This window comes from Variovorax sp. 10N412 (assembly GCF_056394985.1).
Window position 1 is genome coordinate 181,075 of sequence record NZ_JBFTIO010000009.1, and the last position, 21,633, is coordinate 202,707.

Sequence of the window (21,633 nt, forward strand, 5' to 3'; positions counted from 1 at the left end):
CTAGGAGCGCCGTGTGAACGCAACCTGATCGTGCGGGTCAGCGTCCCGCAAGGTTGCCGGCGAGGCGCGGTGCGACGTGCGCGGTGCGCGCGCTACAGCAGGAAGGGAATGAAGCGCCGCGTGCCGCGCATGTACGCGCGGTAGTCGTCGCCGAAGTGCGCAATGCACTCCTGCTCGTCGCGCAGCGCCGTCAGAAACAGCAGCACCGTGGCCGCCAGCACCAGCGCCAGCGTGAGCCAGGTGAACTGCTTCAGAAAGGCGCCCCACGCGAGCAGCAGCAGCGCGGTGTACATCGGATGGCGGATGTAGCGGAAGGCGCCCGTCTTCACGATGGACGAGGTCTTCTCGAAGCCGTAGAGCGCGGGGTCGTCGCTGCGTGCCTCGGTGGGCTTGCCCACGGCCCGCAGCAGCCGCACCGCATGAATGGGCAGCCAGATCGACAGCACGAAGAAGGCTGAGGAGACGATCTGCTTCGGCGAGAACGGATCGTCGTGCCACATGGGCAGGTTCACCACGATCAGCACCAGCATGCATTCCCACGCGAAGAAGCGGTAGAAGCCGTGCGAACCGGGCTGGCTCAGCGGGCCGCGCGACACGTACAGCAGCGCGGCCGTGCCGGCGACGAACAGGAAGAGCTGGAACCAGAAGAGCATGGCGGCCGAATTTACACGGCCTTGCCCGTGCGGTGGCGCTTCAGGCGCCCGGTGCGTCGGGTTTCTTGGACACCAGCGTCAGGATGTCGTAGCTGGCCACCAGCTCGCCGTCCTGGTTGGTCACCTCCACGTCCCAGGCCACCACGCCCTGGCCCTGGCCGCTGGCGTCCTTCTTGTTGCGGTCGATCTTGCGCTTGCAGGTCAGGCGCGCCTGGATGGTGTCGCCGATGCCCACGGGCTTGGTGAAGCGCAGCGTGTCCAGGCCGTAGTTGGCCAGCACCGGGCCCGGCGACGGCGACACGAACAGGCCGGCCGCCGCCGACAGCACGAAGTAGCCGTGCGCGATGCGCTTGCCGAACGGACTCTGCTTTGCGGCCACCTCGTCGAAGTGCATGTAGAAGTAGTCGCCCGAGATGCCGCCGAAGGCGACGATGTCGGCCTCGCCCACGGTGCGGCGGTGCGTGAGCAGCGAATCGCCCACGCGCAGGTCTTCGAAGTAGCGGCGGAAGGGGTGCACCTCGCTCTCGCGCACCGCCGCGCCGCGCACGTGTTCGCCGGTGATGGCGGCCAGCATGGTGGGCGAGCCCTGCAGCGCGGCGCGTTGCAGGTAGTGCTTCACGGCGCGCAGGCCGCCGAGCTCTTCGCCGCCGCCGGCGCGCCCCGGGCCGCCGTGCTTGAGCTGCGGCAGCGGCGAGCCGTGGCCGGTCGATTCGGCGGCGGCTTCGCGCTCCAGCACCAGCAGGCGGCCGTGCCACGCGGCGGCCACCGGAATGGCCCTGGCCGCGATGGCGGGGTCGCGCGTGACCAGGGTGCCCACGAGGCTGCCGCGGCCGCGCGCAGCCAGCGCCAGCGCCTCGTCGATGCCGTCATAGGGCATCAGCGTGCTGACCGGGCCGAAGGCCTCGACGTCGTGCGCGGCGTCGTGTTCGAGCGGCTTGCGGCTCAGCAGCAGCGTGGGCGCGAAGAAGGCGCCATCGGCCACGCCGTCGCCTACGGGGGAGAAGCCGTCACGCTCGCCGTACACCAGCTCGGCGCCCTGCATCAGCGTGGCCACGCGTTCGGCCACGTCGGCCTGCTGGTCGCGCGAGGCGAGGGCGCCCATGCGCACCTCTTCGCGCGACGGGTCGCCGACCACCACCTTGGCCAGCCGCGCGCGCAGGCGCTCGGCCACCGCGTCCAGATGCTGGCGCGGCACGATCGCGCGGCGGATGGCCGTGCACTTCTGGCCGGCCTTGATGGTCATCTCGCGCGCCACCTCTTTCACGAAGAGGTCGAACTCCTCGTCGTCGGGCGTCACGTCGGGCGCGAGGATGGCGCAGTTGAGCGAGTCGGCCTCGGCGTTGAACGGAATCGACTGGCGGACCAGGTTCGCATTCACGCGCAGCTTGGCCGCCGTGTCCGCAGAGCCGGTGAATGTGACCACGTCGGGGCCTTCGAGCCGGTCGAGCAGGTCGCCCGTGCTGCCGATGACCAGCTGCAGGCTGCCCGCGGGCAGGATGCCCGACTGCACGATGAGGCGCATCAAGGCTTCGGTGAGGTAGCTGGTGGCCGTGGCCGGCTTGCCGATGCACGGCATGCCCGCGAGGAAGCTGGGCGCGAACTTCTCGAGCAGGCCCCACACTGGAAAGTTGAAGGCATCGATGTGCACCGCGACGCCGCCGCGCGGCACCAGGATGTGCGTGCCCGCGAAGCCGCCCTTTTTGCCGAGCGGGAAGGCCGGGCCTTCATGCACCAGGTTGCCCGAGGGCAGCTCGTTGGTGCCGATGCCGGCATAGGCGCTCAGCGTGCCGGCGCCGCCTTCGATGTCGATCCAGCTGTCGGCGCGCGTGGCGCCGGTGTGGGCCGAGACGGCGTAGAGCGCTTCCTTGTTCGCGGCCAGGTACTTGGCCAGCGCCTTCAGGCGCTCGGCGCGCTGCTGAAAGTCGAGCGCCATGAGTGCGGGAATGCCGGTGCGGCGCGCGTAGGCCAGGGCTTCGGCGAAGTCGATCGCCTCGGCGTGCGTGCTGGCCACGGGCTGGCCGTTGACGGCGCTGCGCAGCTGCTGCGCGGCCTGCTGGCCGATCCAGCGGCCGGCGATGTAGCTTTGGAGGGTGGTGGTCATGGTGCGTGTCCTTTGACTGTGTGTTGCCTTGCTCCTTCCCCCGTTGGGGGAAGGCGGGGATGGGGGCAAGCGGCGTTGGTGCGGCGCGATGCTTGATCGATCGCCGCGTGCCCCCACCCCGACCCTCCCCCGGAAGGGGAGGGAGAAATACCGTCAATCCTTCTTGCCGATGCCCAGGTACGTATCGATGATCCGCTGGTCGTGCAGCAGGTCGCGCGCCTTGCCTTCGAGCGCCACGGCGCCCATCTCCAGCACATAGGCGCGGTCGGCCACCTGCAGCGCGGCGCGCGCGTTCTGTTCCACCAGCAGCACCGACACGCCGTGGCTCCTGAGTTGCGACACCACGCGCAGCACTTCGCGCACCACCAGCGGCGCCAGGCCCAGCGAGGGTTCGTCGAGCATCAGCAGGCGCGGGCGCGCCATCAGCGCGCGGCCGATCGCCAGCATCTGGCGTTCGCCGCCCGAAAGTGTGGAGGCCATCTGCGGCTTGCGCTCGCGCAGGCGCGGAAAGATCTCGAACACCTCTTCCATGCGCGCGCGCTGGTCGCGCTTGCCCTTGCGCCACTGGTAGAAGCCGCCGAGAAGCAGGTTGTCTTCCACCGACATCTCGCCGAACAGCTCGCGCCGCTCGGGCACCAGCGCCACGCCGCGCGCCACCATGGTCTCCACGCCGGGGCGCGCGATGCGCTCGCCGTCCAGCGCGAGCTGGCCGGTGGACGGCAGCAGGCCCATGGCCGCGCACAGCAGCGTGGTCTTGCCCGCGCCGTTGGGGCCGATGACGGTGACGATCTCGCCCTCGTTCACCTGCAGGCGCACGTTGTGCACCGCTTCCACGGTGCGGTAGGCGACGCAGAAGCCGTCGAGTCGAAGCAAAGGGTGGCTCATCGGGCGTCTTCCAGCAGTTCGTCGTCGGCGCCGCCCAGATAGGCTTCGAGCACGCGCGGGTTGGCCTGCACTTCGGCCGGCGTGCCGGTGGCGATGACGGTGCCGAATTCAAGCACCGTGATGCGGTCGGCGAGGTTCATCACGAACTCCATGTCGTGCTCCACCACGAGGATGCCCAGGCCTTCGGCGCGCAGCTGGCTGAGCAGCACGGAGAGCGCGCGCTTTTCCAGGTGGCGCAGGCCGGCGGCGGGCTCGTCGAGCAGCAGCACCGAGGGCTGGCCGGCCAGTGCGCGTGCAATCTCGACAACGCGTTGCTGGCCCAGCGACAGCGATGCGGCGGGCGTGTCCGCATGCGCGCCGAGGCCGCAGCGTTCGATCTGCCTGCGGGCCTCTGCCATCAGCGCGGCCTCTTCGGCGCGGTCCAGCCGCAGCATGGCCGCGAGCCAGCCGCGCCTGGCGCGCAGGTGGCCGCCCAGCGCCACGTTCTCGACCACGCTGCGCTGGCCGAGCAGGCGCACGTGCTGGAAGGTGCGGCCCAGGCCCAGCGCGGCGAAGGCGCGCGAGGGCCTGGTGGCCATCGACTGGCCCGACAGCCGCACTTCGCCCGAGGTGGGGTCGTCCACGCCCGAGATCATGTTGAAGAAGGTGCTCTTGCCGGCGCCGTTGGGGCCGATCAGCGCATGGATCTCGCCGGCCTTCAGCGTCATCGAGATCGCGTTGTTGGCGACAAGGCCGCCGAAACGCTTGCTCACGTCGCTGGCCTGCAGCAGCATCTCGCCGCTGGCGGGCAGGGTGCGCTGCGCGAGCTGCACGGCGGGCGTCTTGCTCGATGCCGACGATGCGGCAGGCGACTTGCTCGTCGTGTCCTCGCGCACCCAGCGGCGCACCAGGCGCGCCAGCGTGGGCCACAGGCCGTCGGAGAAGCGCTGCAGCACGAAGAGCATCAGCAGGCCGAACACGATCACCTCGAAGTTGCCGCTGGTGCCCAGCAGGGCGGGCAGCACGTCCTGCAGCTTTTCCTTCAGCAGCGTGATGAGCGTCGCGCCCAGCACGGCGCCCCACAGGTGGCCCGCGCCGCCGACCACCGCCATGAACAGCAGCTCGATGCCGATGTTCAGGTTGAAGGGCGTCGGGTTCACGAAGCGCTGCAGGTGCGCATAGAGCCAGCCCGACACCGCCGCCAGCAGCGCGGCCAGCACGAACAGCTTGATGCGGTGGCGTGCCGTGTCCACGCCCATCGACTCGGCCATGAGCCGTCCGCCCTTGAGCGCGCGGATGGCGCGGCCTTCGCGCGAATCGAGCAGGTTGTGCAGCGCCCACAGCGCCAGCAGCAGCACCGCCCAGATCACCACGCCCAGCATGCGCGGCGTGGCCAGCGACACGCCCGCGACGACCAGCGGCGGCACGCCGGTGATGCCGGTCTGCCCGCCCAGGAAATCCATGTTGCCCAGCAGGTAGTACAGGCTCAGGCCCCACGCGATGGTGCACAGCGGCAGGTAGTGGCCCTGCAGCTTGAGCGTGACCGCACCCAGCGCCCAGGCCAGCGCGAAGGTGAACACCAGGCCCAGCAGCAGGCCGGCCCAGGGCAGCAGCGCCGGACTCAGCGCGCCGCCCAGCCAGGCTGCGGCCGTGGGCGAGGTGCAGATCCACGCGGTGGCATAAGCGCCCATGCCCACGAAGGCGGCCTGGCCGAAGGAGGTCATGCCGCCCACGCCGGTCAGCATGACCAGGCCGGCCGCCACCAGCGCATAGAGGCCGATGTTGCTGAGCACCGAGACGGTGAACTCCGGCAGGAAGCCCCAGGCCAGCGCCAGCAGCACCACGCACGCCAGCGTGAGCTGGCGCGGCGTGACCAGCGGCTTGCCTTCGGGCGGTGCGGACGCCGCGAGGTTGTTCGAAGACGCGCTCATTCCTCGTCCTCCACATGATGGCTGCGGAGCGAACGCCACCACAGCACGGGAATGATCAACGTGAAGACCAGCACTTCCTTGAACGGGCTGGCCCAGAAAGAGGCGAAGGCTTCCAGCTGCCCGACCAGCAGCGCGCCGGCCAGCGCCAGCGGATAGCTCGCCAGCCCGCCGACGATGGCGGCGACGAAGCCCTTCAGGCCGATGAGAAAGCCGGTGTCGTAGTACACCGTGGTGATGGGGGCGATCAGCAGGCCCGAGATGGCGCCGATGAGCGCCGCGAGCGCAAAGCTCAGGTCACCCGACAGTTCCGTCGGAATGCCCGAGAGCCGCGCACCCACGCGGTTGATGGCGGTGGCGCGCAGCGCCTTGCCGACCATCGAGCGGCCGAAGAACAGGAACATGGCAATCACCAGCAGCAGCGTGACACCCACCACCACCAGCGACTGCCCGCTGACCGGGATGCCGCCGATGTCGAAACGCGCGTCCGAGAACGCCGTGGTGCGCGAACCTTCGGCACCGAAGAAGAGGAGGCCCAGGCCGACCAGCACGCCATGCAGCGCGACCGACACGATCAGCAGCATCAGCACGTTGGCGTCCGCCAGCGGCCGGTAGGCCAGCCGGTAGAGCAGGGGGCCGAGCGGCATGATGAGGAGCAGCGTGGTGAGCGTCTGGCCTGCCATGGAGGTGGGCTTGAGCAGCAGCACCAGCGCGGCGGCGGCCGCCGGCAGCACCACGCACCATGCGAGCGCGGAGGCCCAGTCGACCACCGCGCCGCGCTTCCAGCGCCAGAACTCGACCAGCAGCACCGCGACGGCCAGCACCAGCAGCAGCCACAGCGTGGCCGGCACGCGGCCGGCCTGCAGCATCGCCATCGAGAGGGCCCCGAAGGCGACGAACTCGCCTTGCGGAATGAAGATCACGCGAGTGACCGAAAACACCAGCACCAGCGCGAGCGCCATCAGTCCGTAGACCGCGCCGTTCACGATGCCGTCCTGCCCGAGCAACAGGGCAATCTGCAAATCCATATAAAACCTTCGGGCTCGGCCCTTGTATCGAGTCAGTGGAAGCTGCAGGCGCAGTCAACCGGTGTTGCTGCCTGGCTCCTTCCCCTTCCGGGGGAAGGTTGGGATGGGGGCACGCGCGGCCTCCAAGGCTGCGCGGCATCGAACGCAGTCAGCCCCCACCCCAGCCCTCCCCCAGCGGGGGAGGGAGCAAGGCGGGAAAACTCAGGGCTGGTATTTCCAGGCGTTGTTTTCGATCTTCACCATCACGCGGGCGCGTTGGTCCAGGCCCAGGTGGTCCTTCTCGGTGGTGTTGAACACGCCGTGCGCGCCCGCCACTTCCTTGGTCTGCTCCAGCGCGTCGCGCAGCGCGGCGCGGAACTCCGGCGTGCCGGGCTGCGCCTTCTTCAGTGCGATGGGAACGGCCGAACTCATCAGCAGGCCCGCGTCCCAGGCGTGCGCGCCGAAGGTCGACACGGTGCCCTTGCCGTAGGCGGCTTCGTAGGCGGTGACGTAGGCCAGCGCAGACTTCTTCACCGGGTTGGTGGCGGGCAGCTGCTCGGCCACGAGCACCGGGCCCGCGGGCAGGAAGGTGCCTTCCACGTCCTTGCCGCCCACGCGCAGGAAGTCGGCATTCGCCACGCCGTGCGTCTGGTACATCTTGCCGGTGTAGCCGCGCTCCTTGAGCGTCTTCTGCGGCAGCGCGGCCGGCGTGCCCGAGCCCGCGACCAGCACGGCGTCCGCCTTGCTGGACATGATCTTCAGCGCCTGGCCGGTCACCGAGGTGTCGGTGCGCGAGTAGCGTTCGTTGGCGACCACGGTGATCTTCTTCAGCGCGGCGGCCTTGGCGAATTCTTCCGACCAGCCTTCGCCGTACGCGTCGGAGAAGCCGATGAATGCGACCGTCTTCACGCCGTTGGCGGCCATGTGCTCTGCAATGGCCAGCGACATCATGATGTCGTTCTGCGGCGTCTTGAACACCCACTTCTTCTTGGCGTCCATCGGCTCGATGATGCGGGCCGACGCGGCGATGGAGATCATCGGCGTCTTGGCCTCGCTCGCCACGTCGATCATGGCCAGCGAGTTGGGCGTGGTGGTGGAGCCCAGGATGATGTCTACCTTGTTCTCGGCGATGAGCTTGCGCGTGTTGGCCACGGCGGCGGTGGTGTCCGACGCGTCGTCCAGCACGATGTAGTTGATCTTCTGGCCCGCGATGGTCTTGGGCATCAGCGAGATGGTGTTCTTCTCGGGAATGCCGAGCGAGGCGGCCGGGCCGGTGGCCGAGACCGTCACGCCGACATTGACGTCGGCCCAGGCCGCGGCGGCGGTGGCGCACAGTGCGGCGATCAGCAGGGGCTTGAAGAATTTCATGGGTGGTTTGTCTCCGGGTTGAATAAACGTTGAGGCCTGAAGTATCTCAGCGCTCGTCGAACGAAAGCGTGACGCGTTCGGTCAGTGGGTGGGCCTGGCAGGTCAGCACGAAACCCGCGGCCACTTCATTCTTGTCGAGCGCGAAGTTTCTTTCCATGCGGACTTCCCCGTCCACGCATTTGGCGCGGCAGGTTCCGCACACGCCGGACGTGCAGGAAAACGGCACTTCGAGCCCGGCAGCCGACGCCGCGTCGAGGATGCTGGGCTGGCCTTCGGTGAAGGTGATTTCGCGCTGCAGTCCGTCGCGCACGATGGTGATGCGCGCCTGCTTCGCGTCGCCGGGCAGCGCTTCGTGCACCACGGCACCCACCTGCTCGGCCGACGTCGTCGAGGTCAGCGCAACGCCGAAGCGTTCGATGTGGATGCGTTCCTCGGGCACGCCGGCCGCGAGCAGTGCGGCCTCGGCCTCGTCGTTCATCTGGAACGGGCCGCACACGTACACGTGGTCGATGCGCGCGGCGGGCACCACGCTCTTGAGGAACTCGCCGATCTTCTCGCGGTTCATCACGCCGAAGCCCAGCGGCGAATCGGTGTGCTCGTCGGAGAACACGTGCTGCAGCACGAGGCGGGTCATGTAGCGGTTCTTCAGGTCCTCGATCTCTTCCTTGAACATCGTGGACTGGAGCTGGCGGTTGCCGTAGATCAGCGTGAAGCGGCTGTGCGGCTCGCGCGCCAGCACCGTCTTCATGATCGACAGGATGGGCGTGATGCCGCTGCCGCCGGCAATGCCGACGTGGTGGCGCGCGGCCTGCGGCTCGATCGGCACGAAGAAGCGGCCTTGCGGCGCCATCACCTGCACCTCGTCGCCGGGCTGCAGGTGGGCGTTGATCCAGTTGGAGAACACGCCACCGCGCACCTTGCGCACGCCGACGCGCAGCTCGCCGTCGTCCAGGCCGGCGCAGATCGAATAGGAGCGGCGCAGGTCCTGGCCGTCGATGTCCTTGCGCAGCGTGAGGTACTGGCCCTGGGTGAAGCCGAAGACCTGCTGCAGGTCGCCGGGCACGTCGAAGGAGACGATGACGGCCTCGGCCGTGTCGGGCTCCACGGCCTTCACGCGCAGGGGATGGAAAAGGGTGCTCATCGTGGACATCGTGGGCTCAGATCGGCTTGAAGTGGTCGAAGGGTTCGCGGCAGGCCATGCAGCGGTACAGCGCCTTGCACGCCGTCGAGCCGAAGGCCGAGAGCCGCTCGGTACGCTCGCTCGCGCAGCGCGGGCAGGCGATGCGCTCGCCGGAGATGCGGCCGAAGAGCTTGATCGGCATGGCGGTGCCGGCCGCGGCTTCGGGTGTGAGGTGGGCCGGCGGCGCGATGCCGTAGGCCTTGAGCTTGGCGCGGCCTTCCTCGCTGATCCAGTCGGTGCTCCACGCGGGTGCGCGGCGCAGCGTGGCGCGGGCGTGGCCGAGGCCGGCCTGTTCGATGGCGGCCAGCACGTCGTGCTCGATGGCCTCGGTCGCGGGGCAGCCGGAGTAGGTGGGCGTGAGCACGATCTCCAGGCCGTCGTCGTGGTCGATCACCTCGCGCACGATGCCAAGGTCGCAGACCGACACGGCCGGCACCTCGGGGTCGAGCACGGTGTGCAGCACGGCCCACGCGGCATCGACGCGCGAGGCGGTCATGGCGGTCGCGGCGTGGGTGTTCACCACACGCCCCCGGGGTAGCTGCGTTGCAGGTGCTGCATCTCGGCCAGGATGAAACCCATGTGCTCGCTGTGTACGCCCTGCTTGCCGGTGCTGCGGAAGGCGGCTTCCTTGGGGCTGGCGAGGCCGGCGGCGTCCAGCACCTGCTGCATCTCCGCAAGCCACGGTTCGCGCAATTCGCTCCAGGCCGGGCCCAGGCCGCTGGCGCTGGCTTCGGCTTCCACCGCGTCGCTCTCGAACAGCTCGGGCATGTAGAGCCACAGCTGCTTGAGCGCCTTCTCGGTGCGGCGGCGCGATTCCTCGGTGCCGTCGCCCAGGCGGATCACCCAGTCGCCCGAGTGCTGCTGGTGGTAGCGCGCTTCCTTCACGGCCTTGCCGGCGATGGCCGCCACTTCGGCGTCGCTCGACGTGGCCAGGCGCTGCCACAGCAGCTTGAGCAGGGTCGACACCATCGTGTTGCGCACGACGGCGAAGGCGAAGTCGCCGCGCGGCAGTTCGGCGATGGTCAGGTTGAAGTAGTCGCGCTCGTCGCGCAGGTAGGCCAGCTGGTCTTCGTCGTGCACACGGCCCTCGTCGCCGCCCGCGCCTTCGAGCTTGCCGGCGTGCGTCAGCAGCGCGCGGGCTTGCCCGACGAGGTCCAGCGCGATGTTGGCCATCGCGATGTCTTCCTCCAGCGCGGGTGCATGGCCGCACCATTCGCCCAGGCGCTGCGCGAGCACGAGGCAGGTGTCGCCGATGCGCAGCAGGTACTGCACGGCGGGCGTTCGGTTCAGTTCGATCGATGCTTGCATGGCAGTTCAGTCCTTGCTCACATGTGGTCCACGGACTTGGGCAGCGCGTAGAAGGTCGGATGGCGGTACACCTTGTCCTCCGCGGGGTCGAAGAACATGTCCTTGTCCCCCGGGTCGCTCGCCACGACCTGCTCGGAGCGCACCACCCAGATGCTGCTGCCTTCCTGGCGGCGCGTGTACACGTCGCGCGCCATCTGGATGGCCATCTTCGAATCTGCCGCGTGCAGGCTGCCGCAGTGCTTGTGGTCCAGGCCGGCCTTGCTGCGCACGAACACTTCCCACAGGGGCCATTCTTGTTTTGCTTCAGTGCTCATGCTGCTTCCTTCATCGGTTGTTTGTTGGCGTGCGCCATGGCGGCTTCGCGCACCCAGGCGCCGTCTTCCCAGGCATCGACGCGGGCTTGCAGGCGCTCGCGGTTGCAGGGGCCGTCGCCGCCGATCACGCGCCAGAACTCGCTCCAGTCGATGGTGCCGAAGTCGTGCGCCTGGCGCTCCTCGTTCCACTTCAGGTCGGGGTCGGGCAGCGTCACGCCGAGGATGGCGGCCTGCTCCACGGCGGCGTCGATGAACTTCTGGCGCAGCTCGTCGTTGCTGAAGCGCTTGATGCCCCAGCGCATCGACTGCGCGCTGTTGGGCGACTGGTCGTCCGGCGGGCCGAACATCATGATCGAGGGCCACCACCAGCGGTTGACTGCGTCCTGCACCATCGCCTTCTGCGCGTCGGTGCCGTGGGTCATCATCGTCAGCAGGGCTTCGTAGCCCTGGCGCTGATGGAAACTTTCCTCGCGGCAGATGCGGATCATGGCGCGCGCGTACGGCGCGTACGAGCAGCGGCAGATCGGCACCTGGTTCATGATGGCCGCGCCGTCCACCAGCCAGCCGATGGTGCCCATGTCGGCCCAGGTGAGCGTGGGGTAGTTGAAGATCGAGCTGTACTTGGCCTTGCCGGTGTGCAGCGCATCGAACATCTGGTCGCGCGAGGTGCCCAGCGTTTCCGCCGCGGCGTACAGGTAGAGGCCGTGGCCGCCTTCGTCCTGCACCTTGGCCAGCAGGATGGCCTTGCGCTTCAGCGTGGGCGCGCGGCTGATCCAGTTGCCCTCTGGCAGCATGCCGACGATTTCGGAGTGCGCGTGCTGGCTGATCTGGCGCACCAGCGTCTTGCGGTAGTGCTCGGGCATCCAGTCCTTCGCCTCGATGAAGTCGCCGGCGTCGATGTGCGCATCGAAGCGCGCCTCGAGCTGCATTTCGTCGGCCGAACGCACGGCCTTCTTCTTGTCGTCGCCGGCGTCCTTGCCCATGGTGTCCATCGCTTGGGTGTACATGCGGGTGTCCTTTCGGTGGGATGTGAGGGGCGGCTCAGCGCGCGCGCGTGTCGATCACGCGGCGTGCCTTGCCGGTCTGGGTGCGTTCCATCTCGTTGGGCGCGTGAACCACCACGCGCGTGGAGATGCCGATGAGCGTCTTCACGCGGTGCTGCACCCATTCGCCGATGGCGGCGCGGTCTGCCGACGCGGCGTCGGCGGCATTGAGCTCGCAGTGCACCTCGACTTGGTCGAGCTTGTCGGCGCGGCTCACGTGCACCTGGTACAGGCCCGACAGCGCCTGGTGCGCGAGCACGATCTCTTCCACCTGCGTGGGGAACACGTTCACGCCGCGGATGATCATCATGTCGTCGCTGCGCCCGACGATCTTGCCCATGCGGCGGAAGGCGCGCGAGGTGGGCGGCAGCAGGCGCGTGAGGTCGCGCGTGCGGTAGCGCACGATGGGCATGGCTTCCTTGCTCAGCGAGGTGAACACGAGCTCGCCTTCTTCGCCGTCGGCCTTCAGCTCGCCGGTCTCGGGGTCGATGATCTCGGGGTAGAAGTGGTCTTCCCAGATGACGGGGCCGTCCTTGCTCTCCACGCATTCGCTGGCCACGCCCGGACCCATCACTTCCGACAGCCCGTAGATGTCGACCGCGTCCAGGCCGGCCTTGGCCTCGATGTCGCGGCGCATGGCCTCGGTCCACGGCTCTGCGCCGAAGATGCCGACCTGCAGAGAGCTGTCTTTCGCGCTCAGGCCCTGGCGCTCGAACTGCTCGATGATCACCTGCATGTAGCTGGGCGTGACCATGATGATGTTCGGCTTGAAGTCTTGAATGAGCTGCACCTGTTTCTCGGTCTGCCCGCCCGACATCGGGATGACGGTGCAGCCCGCGCGCTCGGCGCCGTAGTGCGCGCCCAGGCCGCCGGTGAACAGGCCGTAGCCGTACGACACATGGATCATGTCGCCGGGCCGCCCGCCCGCCGCGCGGATGGAGCGTGCGACCAGGTCGGCCCAGGTGTCGATGTCCTTCAGCGTGTAGCCCACCACGGTCGGCTTGCCGGTGGTGCCCGACGACGCATGGATGCGTGCCACCTTCTCGCGCGGCACGGCGAACATGCCGAAGGGGTAGTTGTCGCGCAGGTCGCTCTTCATGGTGAACGGAAACTTCGACAGGTCGGCGAGCGACTTCAGGTCGTTCGGGTGCACGCCCTTGGCGTCGAAGGCCTGGCGGTAGTGCGCAACGTTGTCGTAGGCGTTCTGCAGCGTAGCGCGCAGCCGGGTGAGCTGCAGCGCGGTGATCTCGTCGCGGCTGGCGGTTTCGATGGGGTCGAGGTCGCCGGGGGCGGGGTGTTTCACGGTCATGGGTTTGCTCTCCTCAGGCTGCGACAGCGGGGCGGCCCTTGGCCGTGTAGGAGCGCCCGCGGAACATCGCGATGCGCTCGCCGCGCTGGTTGGTGATTTCGGTGTCGTACACGCCGGTGCGCCCGGCCTTGGACACCTCGTGGCAGCGCGCGGTGAGCAGGTCGCCCTCGCGCGCCGGGGCGATGAAGTCGATCGAGAAGCCCGAGGCCACGGTCAGCTCGTTGTACGAGTTGCATGCAAAGGCGAAGGTCGAGTCGGCCAGCGTGGCCATGAAGCCGCCGTGGCAGGTGGCGTGGCCGTTGAGCATGTCGGGGCGAACCTTCATTTCGAGCGTGGCCTGGCCGGGGCCGACCTCGACGACGCGCATGCCCAGGCCCTGGGTGGCGTTGTCGTTGGCGAACATGCCGTCGCGGACGTACTCGGCGGTCTGCTGCGGGGTGCGGGTGGCGGGCGTGGTGTCGGACATGGCTCAGCGGTCCTTGAACACCGGGGCGCGCTTGGCGCGGAAGGCCTCGACGCCTTCGCGGTAGTCGTCGGCATTGCCCAAGTCGCGCTGCAGCCGGGCTTCTTCGGCGAGCGCGGTGTCCAGGTCCATGTCCTGCGCGGCGGCCATGGCCTGGCGCGTGGCGACGAGGGCACGCGTGGGCATGCCGGACAGCTTCAGCGCGAGTGCTGCCGTGGTGTCGCCGAGTGCCGCGTCGTCCACGCACTGCCAGATCAGGCCGATGCGGGCGGCTTCTTCCGCTGGCAGCTTGTCGCCCAGCATCGCGATGCCCAGCGCGCGCGCCGAGCCCACGAGGCGCGGCAGCAGCCAAGTGCCGCCGGTGTCCGGCAGCAGGCCGATCTTGGTGAAGGCCTGGATGAAGCTGGCCGAGCGGCCGGCCACCACCAGGTCGCAGCACAGCGCCAGGTTGGCGCCCGCGCCTGCGGCCACGCCGTTCACCGCCGCGACCACCGGCACCGGCATCGAGCGCAGGCGCGCGACCAGCGGGGCGTAGTACGTGGAGATGACGTGGCCCAGGTCCTTGGGTGCGGCGCCGGGGGTGGGGTCGGGGGCGACCGAGGGGTCGGCGAGGTCTTGTCCGGCGCAGAACGCGCGACCGGCGCCCGTGAGCACCACGCAGCGCACGCCGTCGTCGCGGGCGGCCGACTCGAGGGCCGCCAGCAGTTCGGCGTGCAGTTCGGTCGTGAAGCTGTTGAGCGCCGCGGGGCGGTTCAGGCTCAGCGTGCGCACCGCGCCGGCGTTGCTGATGAGTACCAAAGGCTCAGTCATGCGTGTCTCTTTCATCCTTCGTGGGAGGCCGATCAACATGCAAACACTATTGACCGACCGTTCGGTTGATTTTAGGATCGACCTCGATGACAGCACAAGCGGCGGCGGTTTAGGGCAAACCCTAGGCCTCGAACCACCAACGCGCGCACCCCACGAAACAAGGAGACCGGATGCCCAGCTATTCCATCGACGGCGTGATTCCCGTCGTCGACCCGAGCGCCTACGTGCACCCCACGGCTGTGCTGATCGGCGACGTGATCGTCGGCCCGCGCTGCTATGTGGGCCCCTGCGCCAGCCTGCGCGGCGACTTCGGGCGCATCGTGCTGGAGGAGGGCTCCAACGTGCAGGACCATTGCTGCATCCACGGCTTTCCGGAGAACGACACCGTGGTGGAGGTCAACGGCCACATCGGGCACGGCGCCATCCTGCACAGCTGCATCGTGCGGCGCGACGCGCTGGTGGGCATGAACGCGGTGGTGATGGACGAGGCCGAGATCGGCGAGAAGGCCATCGTGGCGGCCTGCGCCTTCGTGCCGGCCGGCATGAAGGTGCCGCCGCGCTCGCTGGTCGCGGGCATTCCGGCGAAGGTGAAGCGCGAACTGAGCGACGAGGAAATCGCCTGGAAGCTGGAAGGCACGCAGACCTACCAGGCGCTCACGGTGCGCAGCCTCGCGAGCCTGCATGAGGTCGCGCCGCTGGCGCAGGTGGAGGCCGGCCGCCCGCGCCTGCCGCAGGCCGAGGTGCGCTCGCTCATTGCCACCAGGCGAGGCGAGGGCGGCTGACCCGCGCCGGGCTTCGTGCAAGATCGCGCGTTGCCCTCAACCTTCCAACCCAGGAACCCGACCCGATGCCGCGTGGAAGATCCGCCACCTACGACGACCAGCGCGAACTGATCCTGGCGCAGGCCGCCCAGCTGTTCGCGCGCAGCGGCTATCCGGCCACCTCGATGAACCAGGTGGCCGAGGCCTGCGGGCTCTCGAAGGCGACGCTCTATCACTACTACAAGGACAAGAGCAGCCTGCTGATCAGCATCGCCGAGACGCATGTCTCCAAGCTGGCGGCGCTGGTGGCCGAGGAAGAAGCCTCGACGCAGACCGACGAGGAGCGCCTGCGCCGCTTCATCTACCGCATCGTCGAGGAATATGCCGGCGCGCAGGACGCGCACCGCGTGCTGACCGACGACGTGCGCTTTCTGGAAGAAGCCGACCGCGAGCGCGTGCTCGACCAGGAGCGCAAGGTGGTCGCGGGATTTGCGCGCGCGGTGGCGGCGCTGCGCCCGGGCACGCCGAGCGACGACCTGGCCAAGCCGCTGACCATGCTGCTGTTCGGCATGATCAACTGGATGTTCACCTGGATGAAGCCGAACGGAAAGCTCGACCACGCGGCCATTGCGCCGATCGTGGCCGACCTGTTCCTGGGCGGCATCGGCGCGGTGAAGTCGCCGGACTACGCGGCCATCGAGGCCGCCCCGACCGATCCTGCCGATCAGGCCGTCGCCAGGTAGCGCGCCGCCGGCTTGCTGGTCTGCGATGCGGCGAACAGCTTGGCGCCCGCATCGACAAAAGTCGCGAGGAGGGCGGCATCGTTCACCGACGGCAGGGTGATCGGCTCGCCCAGGTCGAGGCCGGCCAGGGCGGCGTCGACGCAATCTTCGGCGGCCATGATGGTGCCTTCGGCCAGCGCCGACATCGGCACACCCGAGAGCTCCCAGATGTCGGTGGCCGTTGCTGCCGGCAGCACCAGCTGCACCTTCACGCCGGTGCCCGCCACCTCGTCCTGCAGCCCGCGCGTGAACGCGACCACGAAGGCCTTGGTGCCGCTGTAGATGCTGCTGATGGGCAGTGTGTGAAAGCCGAGCACCGAGCCGATGTTCACCAGCGTGCCGCGGTTGCGTGCCTTGAAGGCGGCCAGCGCGGCGTGGCTCAGGTGCGCCAGGGCGTTGATGTTCACGTCCAGCATGCTCTGCAGTTGCGCGGTGGTGGTCTGCGCGACGGGCGCCAGCGTCGAGAGGCCGGCGTTGTTGACCAGCAGCGTGACCGAGGCGTCTGTGGCCAGGACGTGGGTCACACGCGCAAGGTCGTCGTCGTCGGCGGCCAGGTCGGCGGCGAGCGTCTGCACTTTCACGCCGTACCTGGCGCGCAGGGCGGCCGCGACTTCTTCCAGCAGGTCGGCGCGGCGCGCCACCAGCACCAGGTCGTGGCCGCGGCGGGCCAGGCGGTCCGCGTAGATCTTGCCCAGGCCGGCCGAGGCGCCGGTGACGACGGCAGTGCCGAGGGTTGCTTGTTCGCTCATTTCGATTCCATTCAAAGGTAGGGTCAGGGGGATGTGGCTTTAAGCATGATGACCATCATGTTTGGCGGGTCGAAGCATGATGGCTATCATGCTTGGCGTCAAGCCAGCCACCGAAGTACCCAGGAACGGAAAGAGGTCACATGCGATACCCCGCAGCGGAAACCGCCGAAAAGCACCAGAAGATCCTTGCCGAGGCCTCGCGCCTGTTCAAGAAACGCGGCTTCGACGGCGTGAGCGTGAGCGAAATCATGAAAGCCACGGGCCTCACGCACGGGCCCTTCTACAACCACTTCGATTCGAAAGAAGCGCTCATGGCCGAGTGCATCGCCCACTCCGGGAGCGCCGCGCTGGCCGATCTCGATGCGGCCGGCGAAACGCCCGAAGGCATGCGCGCCTATGTGCGGGACTACCTGAGCCCCGACCACCGCGATGGTCGTGCCGATGGCTGCCTGGTGGCGGCGTTCGCGGCGCAGTCGGGAACCGAGAGCAGCGGGGGCATCAGCGTGCCGCTGACGACCTATCTCCAGTCGGTCATCGACCGCTTCACCAGGAACTTTCCGTGGCGCGCGAAGAAGAACGCACGGGGCGACGCGATCCGCATGCTGGCGTCGATGTACGGCGGCGTGGTGCTGGCCCGCGCCGTGGACGACGAGGCCCTGTCGGAAGAAATCCTGCGCGAGGTGCTCGCCGGCCTGCAAGCCGCGCCCAAGGCCTAGAAGGCGCCTAGAGGATGCGGTTGAACCACAGCAGCGACAGCCCCGCCGACAGCAGCGTGAGCACCGCCGCGCCGAGCGCGAACAGCGCCGAGATTTCCGTTTCCTTCTTCTCCACGGTGAGCTTGGAGCTCAGCGTGTTGTAGACCTTCTTCAGGTCGCTGGCGGTGCCTGCGTAGAAGTACTCGGCATTCGTCTTGTTGGCGATGGCCTTGAGCGTGTCCTCGTCGAGCCGCACGCGCATCGACCAGCCTTCGAAGCCGATGGTCTCGCCATCGACGGTGCCCACGCCCACCGTGTAGATGCGCACGCCGCGGTCGGCCGCGGCCTTGGCGGCGTCGAGCGGATCGACGCCGGTGGTGCGCTGGCCGTCGGTCAGCATGATGATCGCGGCCGAGGTGAACGAGCCGGGCGCCACGGGCGTGAAGTCCTTGAGCTTTTTCTCCGACTGGTCGATGGCCGCGCCGCGCTGGCGGCTCGGTGCGTTGAACTGCTCCACGTCGAGGCCCGCGTCCGGGAACAGCGTGGCCAGCGACACCACGATGGCGTTCCCCGTGGCGGTGGCGCGCTGCAGCTGGAAGCTGTCGATGGCTGTCACCAGGTCTTCGTGGTTGGTGGTGGGCAACTGCGCCACCTGCGCGCTGCCCGCGAAGGCGACGATGCCCACCTTCACGCTGCGCGGCAGGTCCTTGATGAAGCTCTTGGCCGCCTCCTGCGCCGCCACCAGCCGGTTGGGCAGCACGTCGGCCGCGCGCATGCTGCCGGACACGTCCATCGCCAGGATGATGGTCTGCTGGTTCGACGGCAGCACCACCACCGCCATGGGCCGTGACGCGGCGATCAGCATCGCGGCCATGGCCAGCAGGAACAGCAGCGGCGGCAGGTGGCGCCGCAGGCTCTGCCCGGGGCCCATGGCCTCGCGCACGATCGACAGGCTGGCGTAGCGCACCGCCATCTTCTTCTTGCGGCGAATCAGCCAGAGGTACAGCAGCACCAGCAGCGGCAACGCCGCCAGCAGCCAGAGGAATTGAGGCCAGAGAAAGTTCATGCTGCCACCGCCTTCGCGCCTGCGGAGCCGATGCGCGTGCGGCGCTTGCGCAGATCGGCAAAACGAATGATGGCCTCGACCAGGTCGTCGCTGGTCGACAGCTCGAGCGCATCGACGCCGGCCTTGGCCAGCGCGGCACGCAGGGTGCTTTCGCGCTCGGCTGCCAGGCGAGCGAAGCGCTTGCGAAAGCCGCTGTCGTGGGTGTCGACCCAGAGCTGCTCGCCGGTCTCGGCGTCGCTCAGCGGCACGAGGCCGAGGTCGGGCAACTCGAGTTCGAGCGGGTCGAACAGGCGCACGGCGATCACCTCGTGGCGCTGCACCAGCTGCCCCAGCGGCTTTTCCCAGCCGGGCTCGCTCAGGAAGTCGGACACCACGAACACGGTGGAGCGCCGCGGCATGAGGTTGGCGGCGGACTTGAGCAGGTCGTCCAGCCGCGTCATGCCTTTTTGCGCGGGCACCGCGTGGGCCTGGTCGGCGCGCCGTTCCATGGAATGCAGCAGGTGCAGCACGTGGCGGCGTCCGCTGCGCGGCGGAATCACCGCTTCGAGGTCGTTGCCGTACACCAGCGCACCGACCCGGTTGCCGTGCCGCGTGAGCAGCCGCGCCAGCACGCCGACGAAGCCGGCGGAAATCTCGCGCTTGGCCTTCAGGCCCGAGCCGAAGTCGACCGAGCGGCTCAGGTCGAGCACGAACCAGGCGGCCATCTCGCGGTCTTCGGTGAACACGCGCACGTAAGGCGTCTGCAGCCGCGCCGTGACGTTCCAGTCGATGTGGCGCACGTCGTCGTGGTGCTGGTATTCGCGCAGGTCGGCCAGGTCGAGGCCGGCGCCACGCATCAGCGTGCGGTAGTCGCCCTGCAGCAGGCCGTCGAGCCGGCGGATCACGGTCCACTCGAGCCGGCGCAGCGCGCGCTCGGCGCCGCCGGCCACCACCGCTTCGGCAGCCAGCCGTTCGTCGTTCGCGGCCGCAGGGGCCTTACGCCACCAGCTTTTCATGCGATTCAGGGCACACCGCGGAACCGGCTTTGCCGGACCGCAGGTGTTGCCCCCTGCAAGGGGGAAGGCGTAGCGACACGAAGTGCGCGAAGACTGGGGGTGTGCTCATTTCAGGCCACCAGCTTTTCATGTTCCAGGGGTTTGGGAGGAGCAGGGACGGCACGCATGATCTTCTCGATCAGGCTGTCGGGCGTCAGGCCTTCGGACAGGCCTTCGTAGGAAAGCGTCACGCGGTGGCGCAGCACGTCGGGCACCAGCGCGGTCATGTCCTCGGGCAGCGCATAGCTGCGCCCGCGCAGCATGGCCAGGGCACGCGCGCCTTCGGTCAGGCTGATGCTGGCGCGCGGGCTGGCCCCGAACGTGATGAAGCGGCGCAGGTCCTTCAGGCCGTGCTTCTCGGGCGTGCGGGTGGCCGACACCAGCTTCACGGCGTACTGGATCAGCGAAGGGTCCACGTACACGCGCCGCGTCTCGGCCTGCAGCGCCGCGAGCTGTTCGGTGGTGGCGACCGCCGTGGCCTCGACCGGCGGGCCGATCACGCGCTGCACGATCACGAACTCTTCTTCGTCGGTCGGGTAGTCGACCAGCACCTTCATCATGAAGCGGTCGACCTGCGCCTCGGGCAGCGGGTAGGTGCCTTCGGTCTCGATGGGGTTCTGCGTGGCCATGACCAGGAAGGGGCGCGGCACCTTGTGCGTTTCACCGGCAATGGTGACCTGGCGCTCCTGCATCACCTCGAGCAGCGCGCTCTGCACCTTGGCCGGCGCGCGGTTGATTTCGTCGGCCAGCAGCAGGTTGGCGAACACCGGGCCCAGCGAGGTGCTGAACTCGCCCGTCTTCTGGTTGTAGATGCGCGTGCCGACCAGGTCGGCGGGCACCAGGTCGGGCGTGAACTGGATGCGCTTGAAGTGGCCGCGCACGGTGTCGGCCAGCGTCTTGATGGTGAGGGTCTTCGCCAGCCCCGGCACGCCTTCGACCAGCAGGTGCCCGCCCGCGAGCATGGCGACCATCACGCGTTCCAGGAAGCGGTCCTGGCCCACGACCACACGCTTGACCTCGTAGAGGATCTGCTCCATCAGTTCGGCGGTTCCGGCGGCGGTGGCGTTGGAAGTCTCTGTGCTCATGCGAAAGGCTTTCGTGGAGTTTCGTAGACGGAACGAAGAATCAGAACGGCGGCGACCCGGCGGCGGAGGCCGCGTTCTCTATGGGCACCGCGAAGCCGATGCCGATGAAGGTGCGCTGCTGCGTCGGGTTGAGGATGGCGGTGACGATGCCCAGCACCTCGCCGTCCATGTTGATGAGCGGGCCGCCCGAATTGCCGGGGTTGGCGGCCGCGTCGAACTGGATCAGGTTGCCCAGCTCCTGCTTGCCCTCGGGCGAGCGGAACGAGCGCTTCAAGCCCGACACCACGCCGGCCGACACCGACGGCCCGATGCCGAACGGAAAGCCCACGGCCGCCACCTGGTCGCCGGGGCGCAGGTCGGCGGTCGAGCGCATGGTGGCGGGAATGAGGTCGTCGGGCACCTTCTGCGCCTGCAGCACCGCCAGGTCGTTCTCGGGCTGCACGCCGGTGATGGTGGCAACGGCCTCCAGGCCGTCGAAGAAGGTGACCTTGATCTTGTCGGCGCCCGCGACCACGTGCAGGTTGGTGAGGATCACACCCTTGTCGACGATCACCACGCCCGTGCCCACGCCGCGCTCGACCTCGCCGGTCGGCCCACCGTCGTTGGGCGCTTCGGGCGCCTTGCCCTTGGCCAGGTTGCGGCCGCGCTTCTGGGTCTTGGCTTCGGGGGTGTTCTTTTCTTCGCCGTAGCTCACCACGCGCACCACGGAAGGCCGGATGATGTCCGCCGCCTTGGACGCGGGCGAGGGCAGGGTGTTGGTCTGCAGCGTGCGCAGCACGGCCGCGTCGATGTCTTTCTGGGTGAGGGCCTTGGCGCCAGGGCGGGGAGCCCAGATGGCACCGCCGACCAGTGCGGCCGACAGCACGACCAGCAGTGCGAAGCTGCGGCGTCCGGGTTGCCAGCCTGTCTTCTTCGCCGTCGCGGCCTGAACGACGGGGGCGGCACTGGCCGAACCCGCTGCGCCGGTGTCGACAGGCGATGCTGACGCCTGCGCGCTATCGGCCGCCTCTGCGGCCGGTGGCGGCGTGCGTGGCGAACGGCTGTAGAAAGCAGGCCTGCGCATCGGAGCACCTCCGGCAAAAAATATCGCGTGAAGGAGTTCACGGTAGCACG

The 21,633-nt window shown here is 68.6% G+C and carries 22 protein-coding genes; 3 read left to right on the forward strand and 19 right to left on the reverse strand.

Annotation, left to right across the window (positions count from 1 at the left end):
* Positions 1 to 92 precede the first annotated feature (92 nt).
* The 14 genes from AC1DJH_RS21600 to AC1DJH_RS21665 form a co-directional block, all read right to left on the reverse strand.
* A complete protein-coding gene (locus tag AC1DJH_RS21600; RefSeq protein WP_472116955.1) occupies positions 93 to 653 on the reverse strand; it encodes a methyltransferase family protein in 561 nt (186 codons plus the stop codon).
* 40 nt (positions 654 to 693) lie between these two features.
* Positions 694 to 2,754: a phenylacetic acid degradation bifunctional protein PaaZ gene (gene paaZ, locus AC1DJH_RS21605; RefSeq protein ID WP_478187100.1), complete on the reverse strand. Its 2,061-nt coding sequence runs from the start codon at positions 2,752 to 2,754 to the stop codon at positions 694 to 696.
* A gap of 153 nt (positions 2,755 to 2,907) precedes the next feature.
* The gene (locus tag AC1DJH_RS21610; RefSeq protein ID WP_478187101.1) at positions 2,908 to 3,639 is read right to left on the reverse strand and encodes an ABC transporter ATP-binding protein; all 732 of its coding nucleotides are present in this window, start codon (positions 3,637 to 3,639) and stop codon (positions 2,908 to 2,910) included.
* Complete coding sequence (locus tag AC1DJH_RS21615) at positions 3,636 to 5,549, reverse strand: branched-chain amino acid ABC transporter ATP-binding protein/permease (RefSeq protein WP_478187102.1); 1,914 nt, start codon at positions 5,547 to 5,549, stop codon at positions 3,636 to 3,638. Before AC1DJH_RS21615 ends, AC1DJH_RS21610 begins: the two co-directional genes overlap by 4 nt.
* Complete coding sequence (locus AC1DJH_RS21620; RefSeq protein ID WP_478187103.1) at positions 5,546 to 6,574, reverse strand: branched-chain amino acid ABC transporter permease; 1,029 nt, start codon at positions 6,572 to 6,574, stop codon at positions 5,546 to 5,548. The genes AC1DJH_RS21615 and AC1DJH_RS21620 overlap by 4 nt, the downstream gene beginning before the upstream one ends.
* A 201-nt stretch (positions 6,575 to 6,775) precedes the next feature.
* Positions 6,776 to 7,921 carry an ABC transporter substrate-binding protein gene (locus AC1DJH_RS21625; protein WP_472116945.1) on the reverse strand — a complete coding sequence of 382 codons (1,146 nt, stop codon included), beginning with the start codon at positions 7,919 to 7,921 and terminating at the stop codon, positions 6,776 to 6,778.
* A gap of 46 nt (positions 7,922 to 7,967) precedes the next feature.
* The gene (gene paaE, locus AC1DJH_RS21630) at positions 7,968 to 9,062 is read right to left on the reverse strand and encodes a 1,2-phenylacetyl-CoA epoxidase subunit PaaE (RefSeq protein WP_478187104.1); all 1,095 of its coding nucleotides are present in this window, start codon (positions 9,060 to 9,062) and stop codon (positions 7,968 to 7,970) included.
* Positions 9,063 to 9,078: 16 nt separating this feature from the next.
* Positions 9,079 to 9,597, reverse strand: a complete 519-nt coding sequence (gene paaD / locus AC1DJH_RS21635) for a 1,2-phenylacetyl-CoA epoxidase subunit PaaD (protein ID WP_478187105.1) — start codon at positions 9,595 to 9,597, stop codon at positions 9,079 to 9,081.
* Between the two features lie 20 nt (positions 9,598 to 9,617).
* The gene (paaC, locus tag AC1DJH_RS21640) at positions 9,618 to 10,409 is read right to left on the reverse strand and encodes a 1,2-phenylacetyl-CoA epoxidase subunit PaaC (RefSeq protein WP_435482888.1); all 792 of its coding nucleotides are present in this window, start codon (positions 10,407 to 10,409) and stop codon (positions 9,618 to 9,620) included.
* Between the two features lie 17 nt (positions 10,410 to 10,426).
* Positions 10,427 to 10,723, reverse strand: a complete 297-nt coding sequence (gene paaB, locus AC1DJH_RS21645) for a 1,2-phenylacetyl-CoA epoxidase subunit PaaB (RefSeq protein ID WP_478187106.1) — start codon at positions 10,721 to 10,723, stop codon at positions 10,427 to 10,429.
* Positions 10,720 to 11,730, reverse strand: a complete 1,011-nt coding sequence (paaA, locus tag AC1DJH_RS21650; RefSeq protein ID WP_472116937.1) for a 1,2-phenylacetyl-CoA epoxidase subunit PaaA — start codon at positions 11,728 to 11,730, stop codon at positions 10,720 to 10,722. Before paaA ends, paaB begins: the two co-directional genes overlap by 4 nt.
* A 34-nt stretch (positions 11,731 to 11,764) precedes the next feature.
* Entirely contained in the window at positions 11,765 to 13,075 is a 1,311-nt protein-coding gene (gene paaK / locus AC1DJH_RS21655) for a phenylacetate--CoA ligase PaaK (protein WP_478187107.1), read from the reverse strand.
* Positions 13,076 to 13,088: 13 nt separating this feature from the next.
* Positions 13,089 to 13,541, reverse strand: coding sequence for a hydroxyphenylacetyl-CoA thioesterase PaaI (gene paaI / locus AC1DJH_RS21660; RefSeq protein ID WP_478187108.1), 453 nt, complete (start codon positions 13,539 to 13,541; stop codon positions 13,089 to 13,091).
* Positions 13,542 to 13,544: 3 nt separating this feature from the next.
* Positions 13,545 to 14,348 carry an enoyl-CoA hydratase-related protein gene (locus AC1DJH_RS21665; protein ID WP_478187109.1) on the reverse strand — a complete coding sequence of 268 codons (804 nt, stop codon included), beginning with the start codon at positions 14,346 to 14,348 and terminating at the stop codon, positions 13,545 to 13,547.
* Between the two features lie 170 nt (positions 14,349 to 14,518).
* Here AC1DJH_RS21665 and AC1DJH_RS21670 point away from each other — a divergent pair, with 170 nt between their 5' ends.
* Together AC1DJH_RS21670 and AC1DJH_RS21675 are read left to right on the forward strand one after the other, a co-directional pair.
* Positions 14,519 to 15,130 (forward strand): phenylacetic acid degradation protein PaaY, encoded by a 612-nt coding sequence (locus AC1DJH_RS21670; protein ID WP_478187110.1) that lies wholly within the window; start codon positions 14,519 to 14,521, stop codon positions 15,128 to 15,130.
* A gap of 65 nt (positions 15,131 to 15,195) precedes the next feature.
* On the forward strand, positions 15,196 to 15,852 hold the full coding sequence (locus tag AC1DJH_RS21675) for a TetR/AcrR family transcriptional regulator (protein ID WP_478187111.1): 657 nt from the start codon (positions 15,196 to 15,198) through the stop codon (positions 15,850 to 15,852).
* Here the strand turns inward: AC1DJH_RS21675 and AC1DJH_RS21680 are convergent.
* Positions 15,834 to 16,640, reverse strand: a complete 807-nt coding sequence (locus tag AC1DJH_RS21680; protein WP_478187112.1) for an SDR family NAD(P)-dependent oxidoreductase — start codon at positions 16,638 to 16,640, stop codon at positions 15,834 to 15,836. The genes AC1DJH_RS21675 and AC1DJH_RS21680 overlap by 19 nt on opposite strands.
* Before the next feature lie 140 nt (positions 16,641 to 16,780).
* On the opposite strand from AC1DJH_RS21680, the gene AC1DJH_RS21685 reads away from it, so the two are divergent.
* Complete coding sequence (locus AC1DJH_RS21685) at positions 16,781 to 17,356, forward strand: TetR/AcrR family transcriptional regulator (RefSeq protein WP_478187113.1); 576 nt, start codon at positions 16,781 to 16,783, stop codon at positions 17,354 to 17,356.
* 7 nt (positions 17,357 to 17,363) lie between these two features.
* Here AC1DJH_RS21685 and AC1DJH_RS21690 read toward each other — a convergent pair whose 3' ends face one another.
* From AC1DJH_RS21690 to AC1DJH_RS21705, 4 genes are all read right to left on the reverse strand, one after another.
* Positions 17,364 to 18,401 (reverse strand): VWA domain-containing protein, encoded by a 1,038-nt coding sequence (locus AC1DJH_RS21690; protein ID WP_435440603.1) that lies wholly within the window; start codon positions 18,399 to 18,401, stop codon positions 17,364 to 17,366.
* On the reverse strand, positions 18,398 to 19,396 hold the full coding sequence (locus tag AC1DJH_RS21695) for a DUF58 domain-containing protein (protein ID WP_478187114.1): 999 nt from the start codon (positions 19,394 to 19,396) through the stop codon (positions 18,398 to 18,400). Before AC1DJH_RS21695 ends, AC1DJH_RS21690 begins: the two co-directional genes overlap by 4 nt.
* Before the next feature lie 110 nt (positions 19,397 to 19,506).
* Entirely contained in the window at positions 19,507 to 20,520 is a 1,014-nt protein-coding gene (locus AC1DJH_RS21700) for an AAA family ATPase (RefSeq protein WP_472116913.1), read from the reverse strand.
* Between the two features lie 40 nt (positions 20,521 to 20,560).
* Entirely contained in the window at positions 20,561 to 21,583 is a 1,023-nt protein-coding gene (locus tag AC1DJH_RS21705) for a S1C family serine protease (protein ID WP_478187115.1), read from the reverse strand.
* Between the last annotated feature and the right edge of the window lie 50 nt (positions 21,584 to 21,633).